This is a genomic window from Snodgrassella sp. M0110 (assembly GCF_016101465.1).
Lineage (GTDB): Bacteria > Pseudomonadota > Gammaproteobacteria > Burkholderiales > Neisseriaceae > Snodgrassella > Snodgrassella alvi.
Genome location: NZ_JACFQM010000001.1, coordinates 399,192 through 419,537, shown reverse-complemented (window position 1 = coordinate 419,537; position 20,346 = coordinate 399,192). Strand labels below are relative to the sequence as shown.

Annotated in this window: 16 protein-coding genes and 2 pseudogenes; 7 read left to right on the top strand and 11 right to left on the bottom strand. The window is 36.8% G+C overall.

Going from position 1 to position 20,346, the window contains the following annotated elements:
* Positions 1-8: 8 nt before the first annotated feature.
* The 3 genes from H3T84_RS01895 (at position 9) to H3T84_RS01885 (ending at position 1,925) form a co-directional block, all read left to right on the top strand.
* Positions 9-458, top strand: a complete 450-nt coding sequence (locus H3T84_RS01895) for a DUF3592 domain-containing protein (protein ID WP_037475275.1) — start codon at positions 9-11, stop codon at positions 456-458.
* 626 nt (positions 459-1,084) lie between these two features.
* Positions 1,085-1,294, top strand: coding sequence for a hypothetical protein (locus H3T84_RS01890; RefSeq protein WP_198217490.1), 210 nt, complete (start codon positions 1,085-1,087; stop codon positions 1,292-1,294).
* Positions 1,295-1,469: 175 nt separating this feature from the next.
* Entirely contained in the window at positions 1,470-1,925 is a 456-nt protein-coding gene (locus tag H3T84_RS01885; RefSeq protein WP_198217488.1) for a DUF3592 domain-containing protein, read from the top strand.
* Positions 1,926-2,017: 92 nt separating this feature from the next.
* Here H3T84_RS01885 and H3T84_RS01880 read toward each other — a convergent pair whose 3' ends face one another.
* The 9 genes and pseudogenes from H3T84_RS01880 to H3T84_RS12390 form a co-directional block, all read right to left on the bottom strand.
* Complete coding sequence (locus H3T84_RS01880) at positions 2,018-2,269, bottom strand: helix-hairpin-helix domain-containing protein (RefSeq protein WP_037475272.1); 252 nt, start codon at positions 2,267-2,269, stop codon at positions 2,018-2,020.
* A 221-nt stretch (positions 2,270-2,490) separates the two neighbouring features.
* Positions 2,491-5,181, bottom strand: coding sequence for a magnesium-translocating P-type ATPase (mgtA, locus tag H3T84_RS01875; RefSeq protein WP_232346076.1), 2,691 nt, complete (start codon positions 5,179-5,181; stop codon positions 2,491-2,493).
* A 441-nt stretch (positions 5,182-5,622) separates the two neighbouring features.
* Positions 5,623-6,696, bottom strand: a complete 1,074-nt coding sequence (gene mutY / locus H3T84_RS01870) for an A/G-specific adenine glycosylase (RefSeq protein ID WP_198217484.1) — start codon at positions 6,694-6,696, stop codon at positions 5,623-5,625.
* A 269-nt stretch (positions 6,697-6,965) separates the two neighbouring features.
* Complete coding sequence (locus H3T84_RS01865; protein WP_198217482.1) at positions 6,966-8,570, bottom strand: tetratricopeptide repeat protein; 1,605 nt, start codon at positions 8,568-8,570, stop codon at positions 6,966-6,968.
* Positions 8,571-8,746: 176 nt separating this feature from the next.
* Complete coding sequence (locus H3T84_RS01860; RefSeq protein ID WP_198217480.1) at positions 8,747-9,937, bottom strand: SEL1-like repeat protein; 1,191 nt, start codon at positions 9,935-9,937, stop codon at positions 8,747-8,749.
* Positions 9,938-10,109: 172 nt separating this feature from the next.
* Positions 10,110-10,343, bottom strand: a pseudogene (locus H3T84_RS12400) (tetratricopeptide repeat protein); the annotation flags it as partial.
* A 353-nt stretch (positions 10,344-10,696) separates the two neighbouring features.
* Positions 10,697-11,458 carry a tetratricopeptide repeat protein gene (locus tag H3T84_RS01845; protein ID WP_174833750.1) on the bottom strand — a complete coding sequence of 254 codons (762 nt, stop codon included), beginning with the start codon at positions 11,456-11,458 and terminating at the stop codon, positions 10,697-10,699.
* Between the two features lie 166 nt (positions 11,459-11,624).
* On the bottom strand, positions 11,625-11,744 hold the full coding sequence (locus H3T84_RS12395; RefSeq protein WP_370523984.1) for an SEL1-like repeat protein: 120 nt from the start codon (positions 11,742-11,744) through the stop codon (positions 11,625-11,627).
* A gap of 39 nt (positions 11,745-11,783) precedes the next feature.
* A pseudogene (locus H3T84_RS12390) lies at positions 11,784-13,880 on the bottom strand (tetratricopeptide repeat protein); the annotation flags it as partial.
* 386 nt (positions 13,881-14,266) lie between these two features.
* Here H3T84_RS12390 and H3T84_RS01830 point away from each other — a divergent pair.
* Positions 14,267-15,109: a restriction endonuclease gene (locus H3T84_RS01830; protein WP_198217473.1), complete on the top strand. Its 843-nt coding sequence runs from the start codon at positions 14,267-14,269 to the stop codon at positions 15,107-15,109.
* 83 nt (positions 15,110-15,192) lie between these two features.
* On the opposite strand, the gene H3T84_RS01825 is transcribed toward H3T84_RS01830, so the two are convergent.
* Positions 15,193-16,311, bottom strand: a complete 1,119-nt coding sequence (locus tag H3T84_RS01825; protein WP_198217471.1) for a tetratricopeptide repeat protein — start codon at positions 16,309-16,311, stop codon at positions 15,193-15,195.
* 350 nt (positions 16,312-16,661) lie between these two features.
* On the opposite strand from H3T84_RS01825, the gene H3T84_RS01820 reads away from it, so the two are divergent.
* A complete protein-coding gene (locus H3T84_RS01820; protein ID WP_198217470.1) occupies positions 16,662-17,720 on the top strand; it encodes a bifunctional transcriptional activator/DNA repair enzyme AdaA in 1,059 nt (352 codons plus the stop codon).
* Between the two features lie 123 nt (positions 17,721-17,843).
* On the opposite strand, the gene H3T84_RS01815 is transcribed toward H3T84_RS01820, so the two are convergent.
* Complete coding sequence (locus H3T84_RS01815; RefSeq protein ID WP_198217468.1) at positions 17,844-18,128, bottom strand: YciI family protein; 285 nt, start codon at positions 18,126-18,128, stop codon at positions 17,844-17,846.
* A 202-nt stretch (positions 18,129-18,330) separates the two neighbouring features.
* On the opposite strand from H3T84_RS01815, the gene H3T84_RS01810 reads away from it, so the two are divergent.
* Complete coding sequence (locus H3T84_RS01810) at positions 18,331-19,488, top strand: class I SAM-dependent RNA methyltransferase (protein ID WP_198217466.1); 1,158 nt, start codon at positions 18,331-18,333, stop codon at positions 19,486-19,488.
* Entirely contained in the window at positions 19,485-20,231 is a 747-nt protein-coding gene (locus tag H3T84_RS01805; protein ID WP_198217464.1) for a pseudouridine synthase, read from the top strand. Before H3T84_RS01810 ends, H3T84_RS01805 begins: the two co-directional genes overlap by 4 nt.
* The last annotated feature ends 115 nt before the right edge of the window (positions 20,232-20,346 follow it).

Sequence of the window (20,346 nt, the reverse complement as noted above, 5' to 3'; positions counted from 1 at the left end):
AGTTTATTATGGAAAAAATAGAAAATATATTCTGGTCAGTGGCTGCCATAGTTCTTAGCGTTACGATTATAGGTTTAACTTTATCAAATGCGAAATTTATTTTCGGACTTGCCAGACACGGGGAAGAAACATCAGCTACGGTAATAGATACCAAATCCCATGACGAAGGACGTGGGCGAGTCGCCTATATACTGAAAGTCGAATATACCGATAAATATAATAAAACCTATATCAAAAATGATATTAGAACCTATAAAAACTTAAATCCTGGCGATAAAATTACAATTATCTATAATAAATTTTCTCCTCAGGTAGCCGATATCAAAGGCAACCATAAACGTAAAAAAATTTTTTCTACAGAACTATATGCCTCCTTTATGGTTATCATTACTGCAATTTATTGTTATCAGGAGTTCAAATCCAATCCGAATTTTTGGAAATTTAAAAGAAAATATTAGCTTAAGCTTTAAGTAAAAATTTAGTACAAAATAAATAATTTTTTTAGTTAATGTTATTAGCGTATTTTTCTAAAATTCCAATCTATTCCAATTAAACCTTTATAACTCTTATTAAACATAATTCCAGATTTATAATAATTATTTCAGCAGATACATAAAACTATTGCTGATATCTGTATCTACTGAAAATACCAAATAAGTAACAATCTGCAATTATTTAAACCGATTTTCTGTCTTAAAACGACCGCCACCGGCAACAGTAAACCTTACAGCCTGCACAAACAGACCCTGTCAGCAAAGAAAACTTCCTAATTATTCCAGCATACCTGCAACACCTATTATCGAAAATAACTTTATTGATCCATTCCCGTCAGTCATAGAAAATCGCCACTATCAGACTTTTGTCGAGGCATACTGTATGTATAAAAATGCTATGACTATACGCAGTAATCCCAAAGCAAACTCAGCATCCATAGTATGAATCTTATCTATCTTTAGTAGAATAATTTCTGCCATTTACTCATAAAAAAAGCATAAAAACAATATATTGAATTTACTAAAAAAATATTATTTTTATTCAATAATTATTTCCTTTAAAGAAACAGAATGGACACATTACAAAGCATGTGGACTTTCCGTTACGTAGTAGAGTCAGAGCAGTTTTACGAATGAATCCTGCAGAACTGGCCATTACAATCGGCAAACACTTGTCTAACAATCTTTATATCAGCTATCTGTATGGTATTCAAAGTGCAACCCAGACCATCGGCCTTACCTATCGATTAGCCGCGCACTGCAAGCATTGTGCGCGTAGGTACCAGCTCAGTCGGTGGTAAAATCCGCCATACCCGCCCGTTTTCATTAAATCATCACTGATAAAGATGTTCAGAGTACACAACCGGTACATGGTTTGAAATACTCTGAACATTTTATATACTGCTTGAATTGTAAAAATAAATTATATTAGTAAAATAAATTTTCTATGCAAATATTTGTTATAATAATTTTATTATGAAAAAAATATTAAATATATTCTGGTCAGTGGCTGTCATAGTTTTTAGCGTTACGATTATAGGTTTGACTTTATCCAATGCGAAATTTATTTTCCTACTCTCCAGATATGGTGAAGAAACATCGGCTACAGTAATAGATACGGAAATCTCTTTCTTTTCTGAACGTAGAGGAAAGACAGCCTATATACTGACAGTTAAATATACCGACAGATACAATAAAACTTATATTATAAATAATATCAGAACCGTTCGTTACTTCAATTCTGGCGATAAAATTACAATTATCTATAGTAAACTTTCTCCTAAAGTAGCAGATATCAAAGGCAACTACATACGTAGAAAAAATTTTTGGTTGGAATTATATTATTCCTTTATGATTATAATTGTTGCAATTTATTATTATCAGGAATTTAAATCAACTCCGGATTATTGGAAATCTAAAAAAAGATATTAGCATCAGTTTTAAATAAAAAAATTCAGTAAAAAATAAATAATTGTTTTTACGATTATTCTGTTATATATTTTCATTATATTAATTTAAAATATTTAAATCGCTTTTTTCTGAGTTTTCGCGCTCGCAAAATCTACTGCCATAGTGATAGCTGCTTTGGCTTGCGGACTGTTTTTCCAGCAGCTGCTGCCAACCAGACTGGCTGCCTGCTCAGTGATATCCTGTGGGTTTGCAAGAGCAAGCTTATCCAATGAGTCAATACCCATCTGCTCCAGACGCATAATTACCTTTTCTCCTACCCCTTTTACAGTAAGCAAAGCCGCTTTTTCAGTTTCAGTAAATGCCATTTATTTCCCTTTTCTGAATATAATAATTTCAATATGATTTAAAATACTATAAATATCAGTTATACAGCAAACTGAAAATAATCAGATTCAATCTTAAAATTGCCAGTTCTTATACTCATCCTGATAAAAGTATTCAGGCAATAAAATCAGTATTTAGTTTATTCCTATCTGATTCAGACCTGAAAAAAGCGAGTACTCAACTCGCTTTTTTTACATAACATTCAGAACCATTGTCCGAAACGGCGAATATACCAGCGTTTCACTATCTGAGTCACAACACAGTAACAACCCAGTGTCAGTACCAGCCAGGGGAAATATTGCCATGGCAGCGGTACCAACCCGATCCAGCTGCTAATCGGCGAAAACGGAATATAAATACCAATAGCCATAATTAACCCTGTCATCAGCAATACCGGTAAAGCAGCGGTACTTTGTACAAACGGTATTCTGCGGGTACGCAGCATATGTACTACCAGAGTCTGTGACAATAAACCTTCTACAAACCAGCCGGAATGAAACAAATTCTGCACTTCCGGCGCATTAGCATGGAACACAAACCACATCAGCGCAAAAGTACTGATATCAAATATAGAGGAAATAGGACCGATAAACAGCATAAAACGGCTGATATTGGATACATCCCATTTACGCGGTTTACGCAAAAATTCCTCATCCATTTTATCCCATGGCAATGATAGCTGAGAAAAATCATACAGAAGATTCTGAATCAGTAACTGAATAGCCAGCATAGGCAGAAATGGCAGGAACGCACTGGCAAACAATACTGAAAACACATTGCCAAAATTAGAGCTGGCAGTCATATTCAGATATTTAATAATATTGCCAAAAGTTTCACGTCCTTTGATTACCCCCTCTTCCAATACCATCAGACTTTTTTCCAGCAGAATAATATCAGCCGATTCCTTGGCAATATCAGTAGCCGTATCCACAGAAATACCGACATCGGCATCGCGCAGAGCCGGAGCATCATTGATACCGTCACCAAGAAAACCGACTGTATGTCCGTTTTCCTGAAGCAGACGAATAATCCGTGATTTCTGTAATGGTGTAAGTTTGGCAAATACAGTGTGTTTTTCCAGCAGAGGTTTCAGTACCTCATCACTTAGTGCCTCAATTTCACTACCTAGTAAAGGGTGTCCGGCTTCAATTCCTACTTCATAACAAATCTTACGGGTAACAATCGCATTATCACCAGTTAAAACCTTAACAGCCACACCATTTTCACTCAGAGCAGCAATAGCCTGTGCAGCACTGTCTTTCGGCGGATCAAGAAAAGTCAGAAAGCCGAACAGAGTAAGCTCAGTTTCATCAGCAACTGCATATTGTGCTTTCTGGGCTTCAGCAGTAATGTATTTTTTACCAATTGCCAGCACCCGGAAGCCTTCCTTATTATAGCTTTCAGCTAAAGCCAGCAATTGTTCCCGCCGCGCTGCATCTAATGGCAAATATTCTCCGTGCTCATAAACACAGCTGGAAATAGACAGCATTTCTTCCACTGCGCCCTTACAAATCAGCACATGGCGCTGTTCTTCATCCTGTAAAACCACAGATAAGCGCCGGCGAATAAAATCAAACGGTAATTCATCAATTTTATGATAGCCGCCATCGCTGATACCCGCCCTGTTTTCAGGTTCCTGCGCAAAACGCACAATGGCTTTATCCATCAGATTTTTCATACCGCTCTGATAGGAACTGTTTAACCAGGCCAGTTGCAAAACTTCACTATCATTATTGCCATGAATATTCGTGTAATGCTCAAGAATAATTTTATCCTGAGTTAATGTACCGGTTTTGTCTGTACATAAAATATCCATTGAACCGAAATTCTGAATAGCACTCAGGCGTTTTACCACTACCTTACGCCGTGCCATGGCCATAGCACCTTTAGCCAGATTGGCACTGACAATCATTGGCAGCATCTCAGGAGTCAGCCCGACAGCAACAGCAAGTGCAAACAGAGCAGCATCACCCCAGTCTCCCTTAGTGAAGCCATTAATCAGCAACACCACCGGCACCAGAACCAGCATAAAACGAATCAGCAAATGACTAACACTGTTTACACCGCGATCAAACGCTGTCTGGCTGCGTGTACCGACAATTGATTTGGCCAGAGAGCCAAAATAGGTATCATTTCCTGTTGCCACAACCACGGCTTTAGCCGTACCACTGACAATATTAGTACCCATGAAGCAGATATTTTCTGCATCCAGCGGATCAGCTGATAATGGCTGCTCTTCAATAGCAAGCGTGCTATTCATACCAAGAGTATCAGATTTCTCTACCGGAATAGACTCACCGGTCAGTACGGCCTGACTGATAAACAAGTCACGTGATTCAATCAGACGCACATCAGCCGGTACCATATCGCCGGCAGATAACAAAATAATATCTCCCGGTACCACTTCTTTAATCGGTACTTCAAGCTGTTCTGCATTGATATCTCTATGGCTGCGGCGCACTACTGTAGCAGTGGTGCTGATCATAGATTTCAGCGCCTGTGCAGCCTTATTGGAACGATATTCCTGCCAGAAACTGAGTACACCACTGAGCAAAACCATTACCAGAATTATTGTAATACCGCTCACACTGGTTTCTTCACCATTATGCAAAGGAATCAGATAATCAGTGAAAAAGCTTACCAAAGCCAGTGCCAGTAAAACAAAAATAAACGGATTTTTAAAGGCTAGTAATAATTGCAGCCAGACTGATGGTGCTTTATCGTGCACTACATCATTATTGCCAAAACTGATCAGTCTTTCTTTAACATCCTGCTCAGTCAGACCATTTAAACTGGTCTGTAAATTAGACAGCGTATGGTCAAGACTATTGCGGGACTCCAGCACAGCCTTGATTACCACTGGTTGGGAAATGATTTTTTTGAATTTTTTCATAAACAGTACCTCACCGACCATGATGTTTCCCAGTCGGCAGATACTGTTAACCCGGAAACATCAACGGCCTTGTTGCAGTTGTTGTTTTAATAAAATAAACGGTCGACTCGAATCTTCTTCCATTGTTTTATTCCCGGTTAAATAATCAGATACTTAATACATAGAATTAAGCACACCTTACTGAAATAACAGCCTTCCCTTCTTTATTCTGTCTGAATAACTAAAACATCTGAAAGACAGCAATATTTCAGCAAGATAGCGTTTATACATATTTGTGATGTCAGTGTCAATTATATTTACGCTATACAAATTAAAAAAACAATATTATTCACAATATATAATATTAATAACGATAATATGCACATAAAACAGACAAATTTAAAAATAAATATACGCAGCAAAATAGCGGTTAAAAATTATGCTATTAACATAATAATCAAATTAAAAAAGACTGCTCTGTTTTACGTTCAGATAATCATATAACGGTTTAGGGATACCATATGCATTCAGATTATTGGCTGATACCCATTCACCAGTTATTGCACAAGATGCAGCATCCTGCCCGGTATTTATCTGAGCAGCAAAAGGCAGAATATACAATTGACGATGAGTTAAACGATGACTGAATTCAATACCTTCAGTTAAATCTTCAGCAGTACAACCAAACTTTGCAGCAAGTTGATACAAATCATCCAGACTGTCTGCACATGGTACACACCATAAACCACCCCATATTCCTTTTGCAGGACGTTTATGTAAAAATATCGCGCCATCACAGTTACGTAAAACCAGCCAATATAGCGATAAATTTTTTACACTTACAGCTTTTTTCTTACGCGGTAATTCAGCAATACGGTTCTGGGCATATGCCTGACACAGATCGTTCATAGGACATGAACAGCATATTGGCTTACTGCGCTTACATACCGTTGCTCCCAAATCCATCAGCCCCTGAATATAAGCCGGCATATCTGCTGCATTAAGTGGCAGCAAGGCTTCTGCTTTGCGCCAGAGCTGATCTTCAAAAGTTTTATTCGCAATATCACCGTCCAGAGCAAAAACCCGGCACAATACCCGCTTTACATTACCATCCAGAATGGTTTCGCGTGCATCAAAGCAAAATGCAGCAATCGCTGCTGCAGTACTACGACCTACACCACATAAAGATTGTAATTCCACACGACTGTGTGGAAAATTTCCCGAAAATTCAGATATAACTTGCCTGGCAGCCTTATGTAAATTGCGTGCACGACTGTAGTAGCCCAGCCCTTGCCACAGACCCAGCACTTCATCTTCATCAGCCGCCGCCAGTGCCTGGACATCAGGAAATGCAGCCAGAAATCGCGGATAATAATCAAGTACCGTGGACACCTGCGTTTGCTGCAACATAATTTCCGAAAACCATACCTTATATGGTTCACGACACTGCCATGGCAGACCATGCCGGCCATGCTGACGCTGCCAGCTTACCAGACGAGGAGCAAACTCCGCTTCCTGCACTGCTTGTTTATTCATAACACCCTAATTTAACATAAAAAACCATGATCAGCCTGAATAATTCAGGTAATAAACTAATATAGGTGATTATAAACATAAAACAAGAATCTGCTTTAGAAAAGCAAAATTATTTCATAATCATAAACAGAGAAATATTATCAATAGTGTTAAATTTCATGATATAAAATTTATATAACAGTGATTACTTATGTAATTCTGTTTCAGAAGAATTTCAGAATTAACTGTTTTAAGGTGAAATAAAAAATATCCGTGATAAATAATTTTTATTATATTTGATTATATATTTCGCATGCTTTCTGATTTCCATTTTTACAGCTTTTACCAAAAAAATCCTTAGCCATACGGTTATTTTCCTTAACACCGTAACCATTTAAGTACATAAGTCCTAAAATATACTGACTTTCTGCATTATCTTGATTAGCAGCCTGCTGAAAATACTCAACTGCTTTTAAATAATTTTGTTTTACTCCGTTACCAGAAAAATATTTTTTGCCTAAATCAAGTAGTGCATCTACATTACCCTGAGCAGCTGCGAGTTGATAGTATTCTAATGCTTTTGCATCATTCTGTTTTACACCTTTACCAATCTGATAAAAATAAGCTAATTGATATTGAGCAATTACTTCTCCTTGATCTGCAGCAAGCTGATAATATTCAAATGCTTTCATATCATCTTGTTTAAAATAAATACCATTCTCATAAAAACCACCTAATTGTGTTTGAGCAACTGCCTCTCCCTGATCAGCAGCCAATTGAAAATACTCGGCAGCCTTTTCATAATTTTTACCTATTCCCATACCTTGGTAATACATTAATCCGAGAATGTATTCTGCCGGAGCCAGCCTTCCTTTAGCAGCAAAATGAAAGTATTTAGCTGCATTTATATAGTCCTGTTCAACTCCTTTACCTTCATAAAGCATTAACCCTAAGTTATATGAAGCTTCATAGCTTCCTCCTTTAGTTGCTAACAGATAATATTTCATTGCTTCAGTATAATTTGGATGAGTAATTTTACCTTTATCATAAATAGCACCCAAATTAAATTGAGCATCAACTAAATTTTGTTCAGCTGCCAACTGATAATATTCAATACATTTATTGTAATTCTGTTCTACACCTTTACCAGCGAAATACATTCCGGCTAAATGATATTGCCCAATAGCATTTCCCTGTTCTGCAGCAGCTGAATAAAACTCAATCGCTTTCTTATAATTCTGTTTCACACCAATACCATCTTCATATAAAAGACCTAAATTGATTTGCGCATCACTATTTCCCTGCTTTGCAGCCAAATCATAGTATTTATATGCTTGTGTATAATCTTTTTTTACACCTAATCCATTTTCATATAACACGCCCAGATTATATTGCGCATCAGAATGACCTTTGAATGACGCCTGCTGAAAATATTCAGCAGCTTTAGCATAATCCTGAGCCACACCATGTCCATCGCGATACATACACCCTATATTAAATTGTGCATCACTATTATCCTGTTGCGCAGCTAACTGATAATATTCAAGACTCTTATTGAAATCCTGTTCTACGCCTGTTCCATAATAATACATACTACCTAAACTCCATTGGGCAGCAGCATCTCCCTGTGCAGCAGCAACTGTATAACACTTAATCGCTTTTAAATAATTCTGTTCTACACCTGCCCCGTAGTAGTACATATTACCTAAATTAATTAATGCATTAACATTTCCCTGTTTTGCGGCCAACTTATAGTATTTATATGCTTCTGCATAATTTTGCTCTGTTTCTTCTCCATCCGCATACATAACACCCAGAGAAAATTGTGCATCTGCATCTCCTTTTTTTGCCGCTTCCAGAGTACTTATAAATTTATCTGAATTTTTAGTTTCCATCTTCTTATTATTCCTTTTACAGTAAGCTTTTAAACTTTTTCAGAATATTTTTATCTGCAAATATAAATAACCTCAATCATAGAGATCAATATTAAAAAAGTTATATAGCATTCAGACATCATCAAAGATTTTTGTACTACTTTTTTTATAAATTTTCTGAAAATACTTTTATTTCTTTATTCCAAAACCATTTTCTTCATAAGCTCCAGATTATGCTGAGCTCCAGAGTGTCCTTGTTCTGCCGCCAGATTAAAGTACTCATATGCCTCTGCATAATTTTGCTCTGCTCCTTCACCATTTATATACATAAAACCCAGAGCAAATTGTGCATCACTATTTCCCTGTTCCGCAGCTGGCTTATAATATTCAAGGCTTTTAATGAAGCTTTGTTCTACACCTTTACCATAATAATACATACTACCTGCATAATATTGAGCAATAGGATTTCCTTGCTCAGCAGCAGCCAGATAATACTCAAATGCTTTTGCATAATTCTGTTCTACACCATCACCGTTTTCATATAAAATACCTAAATTAATTTGTGCATCACTATTTCCCTGTTCTGCAGCCAGCTTATAATATTTATATGCCTCCGCATAATCCTGAGCAACACCTTCACCAGTTTTATAAATATATCCTAAAGTAAATTGTGCCTTACTATTACCCTGTTGCGCTGCTAACTGATAGTATTCAATACTTTTAGTATAATTTTGTTCTACGCCTTTTCCATAGTAATATAAATTAGCTACGTTATACTGGGCAGTAACATCTCCTTGCGCAGCTGCAGCTGAATAATACTCAACCGCTTTTTCATAATTTTGCTCTACACCATAGCCGTTGTAATATAAAAATCCTAATTTACTTTGGGCAATATCAACTCCCTGTGCAGCTGCAGCCAAATAATACTCAGCTGCCTTTTCATAATTCTGCTCTACACCATAACCATCTTCATACAATATACCTAAATTACTCTGAGCATTTGCATTTCCCTGTGCAGCTGCAGCTGAATAATACTTAGCTGCCTTTTCATAATTCTGCTCTACACCATAACCATCACTATACAATATACCCAGATTACATTGAGCCGAAGCATCTCCCTGTGCAGCTGCAGCCGCATAATATTCAGCTGCCTTTTCATAATTCTGCTCTACGCCATAGCCCTCGCTATACAATAAACCTAAATTGAATTGTGCATCGATATTTCCTTGTTTTGCGGCCAGTTCATAATATTTATATGCCTCTGCATAATTTTGCTCTGTTCCTTCTCCATCCTCATACATAACACCCAAAGCAAATTGTGCATCCGCATTCCCCTTTCGAGCCGCTTCCAGAGTACTTAAAAATTTATCTGATTTTTTAGTTTCCATTTTCTTATTATTCCTTTTACAGTAAGCCTTTAAATTTTTTCAGAATATTTTTATCTGCAAATATAAATAACCTCAATCACAGGGATCAATAATAAAAAAGTTATGTAGCATTCAGAAATCATAAAAGATTTTTGTACTACTTCTTTTATAAATTTTCTGAAAATACTTCTTATTACTTCATTCCAAAACCATTTTCTTGCATAAGCTCCAGATTATGCTGAGCTCCAGAGTGTCCTTGTTCTGCCGCCAGAATAAAGTATTCATATGCCTCTGCATAATTTTGCTCTGTTCCTTCTCCATTCTTATACATAAAACCAAGAGAAAATTGTGCATCGTTATTACCTTGTTGCGTAGCTAACTGAAAATATTCAAAGCTTTTAGTGTAATTCTGTTCTGTACCTTTACCGAAATAATATAATTATTTTTTAAGGTATTTTCACTATAAATTCCTACAACCCATTTTATTACAAATGATTAAATTTTATTTACATTTCCAACTCATTGAAGAGTCAGTATATATCCATATCATCAAGATAATTTGATAAAAATTTATATTCAATCGTTTATATTTACTATGTAGTTATGATCAGATCCACAAATATAAATATGTAAGCAAGGATGATATCTATGTCCTGCCAAGCTTACATATATTCTGGTATAGCTCAATATATATTAGCTAAAATTGTATTGTGCATATTGACCCGCTACCTGCTACAAACTACAGTATTAATATACTCAAATAGTATAATTTTATGCTGTTCATTCTTCATTTTTATCCATATTACTCAAATCAAATTGCAGATCACCATTACCCTGTTGTATAGCTAACTGACAATACTCAAGACCTTTAGCACAATCCTGTTCTACACCGCGACCATAATAATACATTAAGCCCAGCTGGACTTGCGCTTCAGTATTTCCCTGCTCTGCTGCCTGCTGAAAATAATTCGCGGCTTTAACATAATCCTGAGCAACAACTTCACCAGCATTATAAATACATCCTAATAAATATTGCGCTTCACTATCACCCTGCAGAGCTGCTAACTGAAAATATTCAATACTTTTAATGTAATCTTTTCTTCCGTCCACCCCGTAGTAATAAAATTTACCTAAAATGAATTGAGCATTAATATTTCCTTGCTCAGCAGCCAGCTTATAGTACTTACGTGCTTCGGCATAATTTTGCTCTGTTCCGATTCCCTGCTCATACATATTACCCAGAAGATATTGCACATTATGATTATCTTCACCTTGTTGCACAGCCAACAGATAATACTTAAGGCTTTTAACATAGTTCTGATCTACACCTTTACCATCATAATACATACAACCTAAATTGACTTGTGCTTGAGTATTTCCCTGTTCAGCAGCTAATTTATAGTATTTATATGCCTCTGCATAATTTTGCTCTGTTTCTTCTCCGTTCTCATACATGACACCCAATATAAACTGGGCATCTGCATCTCCTTTTCTTGCCGCATTCAGAGTACTTAAAAATTTATCTGATTTTTTCGTTTCCATATTCTCATTATTCCTTTTACAGGGTTGCTGTTAAAATATCGGATTTCTGACTTTTTTAAATATCATTAATCATCGAATTAATTCTATTTAATTTTTCAATCATACTTTAATACAGTAATATTTATTCAGTCTGAATACTACATTTATTTCTTCCATCAGTTTTAGATTAATCGCTGATAAAATCTACGCTACGTGTCACCGGTTTTTTGTATACCGCGCTTCTTTTGATCAGTTGCCGGGCAATGCGTTTATTTTTTTTCACACCCTGACCATCGGCATACATTATTCCTAAATTGTGCCATGCCTCTGTTTCACCTCGTTTCGCTGCTAAACAAAAGTAATATACTGCTTTCATATCATTCTGCCGTACACCATTTCCTGAGAGAAACATAAGTCCTAACTTATTTAGTGCTCCACTATGTCCTTTTCTGGCAGCTGAATAAAAATAATCCCTTGCTATTTTAAAATTGTGTTTTATTCCCTTACCTTCAGCATACATGCATCCCAGTTCATTCTCGGCATTAACATGCTTTTGCGTAGATGCTTGTAAATAATATTTATAAGTATTAATCTTACTCAGTTTTACTCCAAGACCTTTACAATACATCAAACCTAGTTGATATTGTGATTCACCATAGTTTTGTTGCGCAGCTAACTGATGATATTTAAAACTTTTGTTGTAATTTTTTTCTACACCTCTACCATAGCAATATAAATTACCTAAATTACTCTGGGCAACAGCATGTCCCTGTGTAGCTGCTGCTAAATAATATTCAGCTGCCTTTTCATAATTCTGCTCTACACCATCGCCCGTTTCATAGCATAAACCCAAATTAAATTGGGCCCTACTATCCCCCTGTTGCGCAGCTAATTTATAGTATTCAAAACTTTTAGTGTAATTTTGTTCTACACCTTTTCCAAAGTAATATAAATTACCTAAATTACACTGGGCATTTGCATTTCCCTGTTCTGCCGCAGCTAAATAATACTCAGCCGCTTTTTCAAAATCCTGCTCTACACCATAACTTTCAGCATACATAACACCCAGAGCAAATTGAGCATAACTATTACCCTGTTGTGCAGCTAAGCGATAATATTCAATACTTTTAATATAATTCCGCTTTATACCTTTTCCGTAACAATACATATTACCCAGATAATACTGAGATGTAGCATCTCCTTGCTCAGCTGCAACTGAATAATACTCAGCCGCTTTTTCATAATCCTGTTCTACACCTTTACCCTCATAATACATAGTGCCTAAATTGACTTGTGCATCGATATTTCCCTGTTCAGCAGCCAATTTATAGTATTTATATGCCTCTGCATAATCCTGAGCAACCACCTTTCCAACATCATAAATATATCCTAAAGTGTATAGTGCTTCACTAATACCTTGTTGCGCGGCTAATTTATAATATTCAAAGCTTTTAGTGTAATTTTGTTCTACTCCTTTTCCAAAGTAATATAAATTACCTAAATAACGCTGAGCAGTAGCATCTTCCTGTTGCGCGGCTAACTGATAGTATTCAATGCTTTTAGTGTAATTTTGTTCTACTCCTTTTCCAAAGCAATACAAATTACCTAAATTGACTTGTGCATAGATATTTCCCTGTTCAGCAGCCAGCTTATAATATTTATATGCCTCTGTATAATTTTGCTCCGTTCCTTCTCCATCCTCATACATAAGACCAAGAGAAAATTGTGCATCGCTATTACCTTGTTGCGCAGCTAACTGAAAATATTCAAAGCTTTTAGTGTAATTCTGTTCTGTACCTTAACCGAAATAATATAAATCACCTAAGTTATACTGAGCAATAGCATCTCCCTGCTTAGCCGCAGCTGCATAACATTCAAATGCTTTTGCATAATTCTTTTCTACACCATCACCATTTTCATACAATAGACCTAAATTATACTGGGCAATAGCATCTCCCTTCGCAGCTGCAGCTGCATAATATTCAGCTGCCTTTTCATAATTCTGCTCTACGCCATTACCATACGCATATAAAAGACCTAAATTGACTTGTGCATCAATATTTCCCTGGTCTGCAGCAAGTTTATAGTATTTATAGGCAGCTACATAATTTTGCTCTGTTCCTTTTCCATTCCCATACATAACACCCAGATTAAATTGAGCATCACTATCATTTTGATTTGCAGCTAATTGAAAATATTCGATACTTTTAATGTAATTCTGTTCAATACCCTTGCCGTCGTAATACATAATGCCTAATTTATACTGTGCATTAAAATTTCCCTGGTCTGCAGCGAGTTTATAGTATTTATAGGCAGCTACATAATTTTGCTCTGTTCCTTTTCCATCCTCATACATAAGACCCAGAGCAAATTGGGCATCCGCATCTCCTTTTTGAGCCGCTTCCAGAGTACTTAAAAACTTATCTGATTTTTTTGTGTCCATCTTCTCATTACTCATTTTGCAATATCGCTTTTAACTATAAATATTTTATTTTCTATACTAAGTTTTTATAAAATCTTTAAAAATTCATCTATTTTTTACTCCAGAATTATTTTTATGAATTAGCTCCAGAAAATGCTGAGTTTCAGGAGGTTCTTGCATGGCTGCCTGCTGAAAATAATTCTCAGTTTTAACCATATCCTGAACGACACTTTTACTAATAAAATATACACGACTAAACACAACCTAAAACAAATTGTGATTTTAAAAATAATTATTAATACTTTAAAATAATCCTATTTTATAATCTTACAATAACAGTACACTTTACCTATAATGGTTTATTATTTGATAAATAAATACAAGGATTAGTAATGACGAATAGATCAATGAAAACATTAGTTGAATTACTAAAGTCAAACTCACAATCAAAAGCGGATAAACCTAAAGAATGGAAAGGATTGGAAGAGCACGTTCAATATGTATATCAAGAGCTACTGAAGAGGGAACATAATAACACCATCGTTGCGCGTGATGTACAAATTCGAGGTAGGGATGGTAGTTCTTATCAAATTGATGTTTACTATGAATTTGAAGTAGCAAATATTAAACACAGAGTAGCAATTGAATGTAAAAATTCTAGTCGCCCCCTTGAAAGAAATGATGTGATGTCATTTAAAGCTAAACTTGATGATTGTTTCGGTATTACGGGTGTTATTGTTGCATCGAATGGTTTTCAAAGCGGAGCAATGAAGTATGCAAATGATAATAATATTATGGCACTTTCTTATGAAGAGCTACCGTCAATTGGTTTTTTATTAGGTTCAAGACTTGAGAATATAGTGATACCTACTAAAGATACTATTGGACAACCATTTTGGACTATTTATGATATTGAAACAGCTGCTCCGTTTGGTCAGTATCACGATGAACAAGCCTATGCTTTTTTATTTTATACAAAGATTCATGCAGAGCAATTTTTGTTGAATAACAATCTAGAATCAAAATGGAAAACAAGGGGATTAGGAAGAGAACAACTAAGAGGCTATATGTTTATGATCGATTCCTTTGCAGGAAAATATTTGATTGCAAGACCAAATTATGCAAATGAAATAATGAGTGGAGATTTTATTTTTGATGAAATTAGTAGGGATTGCCTAATTTCTAATTTTTGTGAAGGTTTATCCATACCTAAAGAACCCATGGTAATGCCGCATATAAAAAAGAAATAAATTTTTGTTAGCGTTCACCACTCAAATTTTCAATAGCAGCTTGTAAAACTTGCTAGCTAATTTTAGCTGTATGATTATCAGGATTAAAATTTTGAGCTAGTTGTTGTCTTGTTAGATAGGGAAAAAATATCTCTTTGTTCAACACCGACTGAATAAGATTCAAAGATTTTTTTGTAATCTTGGTTTACGCTATTGTCGTTTTTATACATAAAATCTAATTCGTTTTGTGCAGAAATATCGCCCGATTCTACTGCCCGCTGGAAATAATTCGCCGCTTTAACAAAATCCTGAGCAACACCCTCACCTGTTTTATAAATACGTCCTAAAATATATAAGGCAGAACTATCACCCTGATCAGCGGCTAACTGATAATATTTAATTGCTTTAATGTAATCTTTTTCTCCTCCCACACCGTAGTAATAAAAATTACCTAAATTAAATTGTGCTGACTCATTCCCCTGCTCGGCAGCCAGCTGATAATATTTACAGCTTTCAGAATAATTTTGCTCTACTCCCTCACCATTCTCATACATAATAGCCAGATCATATTGGGCATCTCTATTGCCTTGTTGCGCAGCTAACTGTAAATATTCAAAACTTTTAGCGTAATTCAGCTCTGTACCTTCACCGCAATAATATAAACAACCTAAATAATACTGTGCGGTAGCATCTCGTTGAGCTGCTGCCGCTGAATAATATTCAAATGCCTTTTCATAATCCTGTTCTACACCTAAGCCGTATTTATACAGATAACCCAATCTGACTTGTGCTTTAGCCTCTCCCTGTTCAGCACCCAACAGATATTCTTTATATCCCTCTTGAAGATTTTTTAAAGCGACAGCATGAAGTTCATATGATTTTTCACGATCCGGTTCTACACCCTGACCATCATAATACATAACACTTAATTCGACTTGTGCATCAATATTTCCCTGCTCAGCAGCCAGCTGATAATATTTGAATGCTTGTTCATAATCTTGTGCGATTCCTATACTATGCTTATACATATCACCCAGAGCAAATTGCGCATCAATATTTCCCTGATCGGCAGCCTGCTTATAGTATTTGAATGCTTCTGGATAATCTTGTGCGACTCCTATACCATGTTTATACATACCACCCAGAGCAAATTGTGCATCCGCATCTCCTTTTTGAGCCGCTTCCAGAGTACTTAAAAACTTATCTGATTTTTTTGTTTCCATCTTTTCATTACTCATTTTGCAAAACTGATTTATATTATTTTCACAATATTTTTATTTTAAATTACAAAGAGATTAAATCATACAATCTAATAATTCAAATTATAAAAATAGTTATCCATTTTTCGGTTGTTATTGTCAGCATTAATTTTTAATATCTTTTTATTTACTGCTACATCAACAGAAACTACATTGGAGCAAATTTAGCTATGCTCATTCCAGAACCTAATTACATAATCTTTTAACTTTAAATAAGCCTAATGAAATTATGCATAAAAAGTAATTTAACTACACCATTGCAGGCAGATGAATTGGTTTACAGTGTTCACAAAATACAGGAAAGTATATTTTAAATGCCAGTTACAGAAACAAATGAAATCAAAAAATACTATCAGGCCTTACTTACCAAAGATCAAAGTTATGTTGGTATTTTTTATGCAGGTGTGAAAACCACCTCAATATTTTGTATCGCAACATGCAGAGCAAAAAAGCCTAAATTAGAAAACACAGAATTTTTTTATACAGTCAAAGAAGCTCTGAATGCAGGTTACCGCCCATGTAAAATTTGCCGACCGACTGAAAATGCCAATGAGGCACCCGAACAGATTATTAATGCCATAAAAATGATTACTCAGAATCCGAAGATAAAAATTTCTGATTCCGTATTAAGAGCACATGAAATCAGTCCGGAAATTGTTCGCCGCTGGTTTAAAAAAAATTATGGAATTACTTTTCAGGCATATCAGAGAATGTACCGGATTAATCAGGCATATCAGGAATTGAAAACCGGTAAAAAAATAATAGATGTCGCTTTCGATAATGGTTATGGATCATTAAGCGGCTTTGGCTATATCTATAAAAAAATTGCTAAAAACTCACCATCCAGCCATTTAAACAACAACATCATACTTATTAACCGGCTGACCACGCCTATAGGTCCAATGTTTGTCTGCGCCACGCAACAGGGAGTCTGTTTGCTGGAATTTGTCGACCGGCGGATGTTAGAAACAGAGTTTAAACAATTACAGCAATTACTGAATGCTACAATTATTTTTGGTGAAAATGAACATATCATTCAGACCAGAATTCAAATTAAGGAATATTTTGAAGGAAAACGAAAATATTTTTCTATTCCACTACATACTCCCGGCACTGATTTTCAACAGGCTGTCTGGAATTGTCTCAAACAGATCCCCTACGGAGAACTCACTACCTATAAACAACAGGCAGAAAAAATGCATAATCCTCAGGCAGTCCGAGCTGTAGCCAATGCCAATGGTTTCAATCGTATTGCTATTATTATCCCCTGTCACAGAGTAATCGGCTCCAATGGTAAATTAACCGGCTACGGCGGTGGGCTGGAACGTAAAAAATGGCTGATTGACCATGAAAAAAGTAATCTTAAATCATAAAATTGTTTACACATCAGGCTAATATAAAAACAGTAATACTATTTGAGCGTCAGTATAATGATGATTTACCGTTTATCTGCCTGTAACACAAAAAACAAGTAAACATCATTCTGAAAATGTTTTTTAAATAAACGCTTCAAAACCTGATGCATATTTTGTCGGTATAAATTCAATCAGTTCATATTCGGCAATCTGATGAATGTAAAACGGATCTTTAACCATAATAGACTGCGCCAATTCTTTACTGGCCGCCCGGCACAGAATAACTCCGCCGATGCGAGGTACCTGCCTGCCGGAAGCAATAAAATCACCACTATCATAGTGTTCCTGCAAATAATTCAGATGAGCAGGCAAATATTTTTCTACTTCTTCTATCGACTTCAAATAATGCAGCTTAAAAATAAACATGGTATTTATCCCCGATTAATTAGACATATACAGACTTCTTGTCCCTTTTCATCTTAAGGTTATCTTCACGCTTAATCACTCAAATTTGCAAGCCCGAAAACATAAACAATAGTCAGCACATAAACTTCAATATTACAATCATACTATTTATACATGCGCAAACCAATTTAGCATGTCCTATCTTCTTTAAATAAAGTACTGCATGAATTCATATTCTCTTTTCGTAAGCTGTCCGCGCGGGCTGGAAACCATATTAAATCAGGAACTGGTTACCCTGGGCTGTGAGCAGATTCATAATCGTGACAGCGGTATCGCACTTACAGGTGATTTAGCCAGCGTATACAAAATTAATCTGCACAGCCGTGTAGCCAGCCGGGTACTTATCCGTCTGACTACCGGCCACTTTCGCAACGAAAACGAAATTTATCAACTGGCCCGGAAAATCTGCTGGCCTGAATGGTTTGACGTAGATAAAAATTTCAAAATTCATATCGAAGGCAAACAGGCACAAATCAACAGCCTTAATTTTGCTGCCCTCAAAGTAAAAGATGCTATCTGCGATGTATTTCGCGATAAAACTGGTCGCCGCCCCAGTATAGAAAAATTTCGTCCGGATATCCGCATTCATGTCTTTATTGAGAAAAACGAAATATCTGTTTATCTGGACAGCAGTGGTGAAGCCTTATTCAAACGTGGCTACCGCAGTGACACCGGTGAAGCACCATTACGTGAAAATCTGGCAGCCGGTTTACTGTTACTGGCCGGCTATAACGGCAGCCAGCCCTTCATGGATCCTTTTTGCGGCAGTGGTACCCTTGCCATTGAAGCCGCACTGATTGCTACCGGCACAGCACCCGGGCTGGAACGTGCTTTCGGTTTTGAAAAGCTGAATAATTATAATGATAATTTATGGCAGCAGCTGCGTCGCGCTGCTCAGGCAGCCATACACCAGCCATCTGCACCGGTTTTCGGAGCAGATATTGATAGCAGGCTAATCAAACTGGCTCAGGACAACGCCCGCTATGCTGGTATGGAGCAATATATTCAATGGCAAGTAACTGATGCCCTGGATACCCGTCCGAACGGAAATAACGGCATTATGATAAGCAATCCGCCTTATGGTGTCCGCCTTTCTGAAATTCAGCTCTTACACGCTTTATATCCTCAATTAGGCAGCTGGCTGAAACAACATTTTGCCGGCTGGCTGATCGGTATGTTCAGCGCCGACCGTGATATGCCCAAACTGATGCGTCTGACGCCAAAACGTAAAATCCCATTATTTAACGGTAATCTGGATTGCCGCCTATTCCTGCTGGATATGGTAGCCGGTTCTAATCGACAAAAAGAGCATAAAGCATGACAACTACAGAACAAAACGAAGCTCAGCGTCTGTCAAAGCGCATGGCGCAACTGGGTTTATGCTCACGCCGTGAAGCAGACAGCTATATTGAAAAGGGCTGGGTAAAAGTTAATGGTAAAACTGCCGTACTCGGACAAAAAGTTCTTAATAGTGATCGCATCGACCTCGACCGGCAGGCGCACCGTCAGCAAGCCGAACGCGTTACCATTATACTGAATAAGCCAGTAGGCTTTGTCAGCGCGCAGCCAGAAAAAGGTTATCGTGCGGCCGTAGAGCTGATTACCGAAGCCAACCACTGGCAGGAAGACAAAAGCCGGATTCAGTTTCAGCCGGAGCATACACGTCATCTGGCGCCGGCCGGCCGTCTGGATATCGATTCAGTAGGCTTGCTGGTACTCACTCAGGACGGGCGTATTGCCAAACAGCTGATCGGTGAACACAGTGGTACCGAAAAAGAATATCTCGTGCGCGTAACCGGCAAACTGAGTGAAAGCGGTCTGGCGCTGCTGAACCACGGATTAAGTCTTGACGGTGAAAAACTGCGGCCGGCTAAAGTCAGCTGGCAAAATCAGGATCAGCTGCGCTTTATACTTAAACAAGGTAAAAAACGCCAAATCAGGCGCATGTGTGAACTGGTAGGCTTACGTGTAACCGGTCTGAAACGGGTACGCATGGGTAAAATCAAACTGGGTACACTGCCACCAGGGCAATGGCGTTATTTAAGCTCGCAAGAAAAATTCTGATATCAGCCACTATTGAACGCATCAGATAAATCATATTTCCTGGTTATCAATCATGTGATCAATAATCCAGAGCTAACCGTATCAAAATAATATGCCAGCGGATGTCTTGTGCTAT

Excerpts from the sequence above, each read along its gene's own strand:
- H3T84_RS01885 (WP_198217488.1), top strand. The coding sequence starts at position 1,470 with ATGAAAAAAATATTAAATATATTCTGGTCAGTGGCTGTCATAGTTTTT.
- H3T84_RS01860 (WP_198217480.1), bottom strand. The coding sequence starts at position 9,937 with ATGGAAACTAAAAAATCAGATAAATTTTTAAGTACTCTGGAAGCGGCT.
- H3T84_RS01880 (WP_037475272.1), bottom strand. The coding sequence starts at position 2,269 with ATGGCATTTACTGAAACTGAAAAAGCGGCTTTGCTTACTGTAAAAGGG.
- H3T84_RS01820 (WP_198217470.1), top strand. The coding sequence starts at position 16,662 with ATGCCAGTTACAGAAACAAATGAAATCAAAAAATACTATCAGGCCTTA.
- mutY (WP_198217484.1), bottom strand. The coding sequence starts at position 6,696 with ATGAATAAACAAGCAGTGCAGGAAGCGGAGTTTGCTCCTCGTCTGGTA.
- mgtA (WP_232346076.1), bottom strand. The coding sequence starts at position 5,181 with ATGAAAAAATTCAAAAAAATCATTTCCCAACCAGTGGTAATCAAGGCT.
- H3T84_RS01805 (WP_198217464.1), top strand. The coding sequence starts at position 19,485 with ATGACAACTACAGAACAAAACGAAGCTCAGCGTCTGTCAAAGCGCATG.
- H3T84_RS01845 (WP_174833750.1), bottom strand. The coding sequence starts at position 11,458 with ATGGAAACGAAAAAATCAGATAAATTTTTAAGTACTCTGAATGCGGCA.
- H3T84_RS01865 (WP_198217482.1), bottom strand. The coding sequence starts at position 8,570 with ATGGAAACTAAAAATTCAGATAAATTTATAAGTACTCTGGAAGCGGCA.
- H3T84_RS01810 (WP_198217466.1), top strand. The coding sequence starts at position 18,331 with ATGAATTCATATTCTCTTTTCGTAAGCTGTCCGCGCGGGCTGGAAACC.
- H3T84_RS01830 (WP_198217473.1), top strand. The coding sequence starts at position 14,267 with ATGAAAACATTAGTTGAATTACTAAAGTCAAACTCACAATCAAAAGCG.
- H3T84_RS01825 (WP_198217471.1), bottom strand. The coding sequence starts at position 16,311 with ATGGAAACAAAAAAATCAGATAAGTTTTTAAGTACTCTGGAAGCGGCT.
- H3T84_RS01895 (WP_037475275.1), top strand. The coding sequence starts at position 9 with ATGGAAAAAATAGAAAATATATTCTGGTCAGTGGCTGCCATAGTTCTT.
- H3T84_RS01815 (WP_198217468.1), bottom strand. The coding sequence starts at position 18,128 with ATGTTTATTTTTAAGCTGCATTATTTGAAGTCGATAGAAGAAGTAGAA.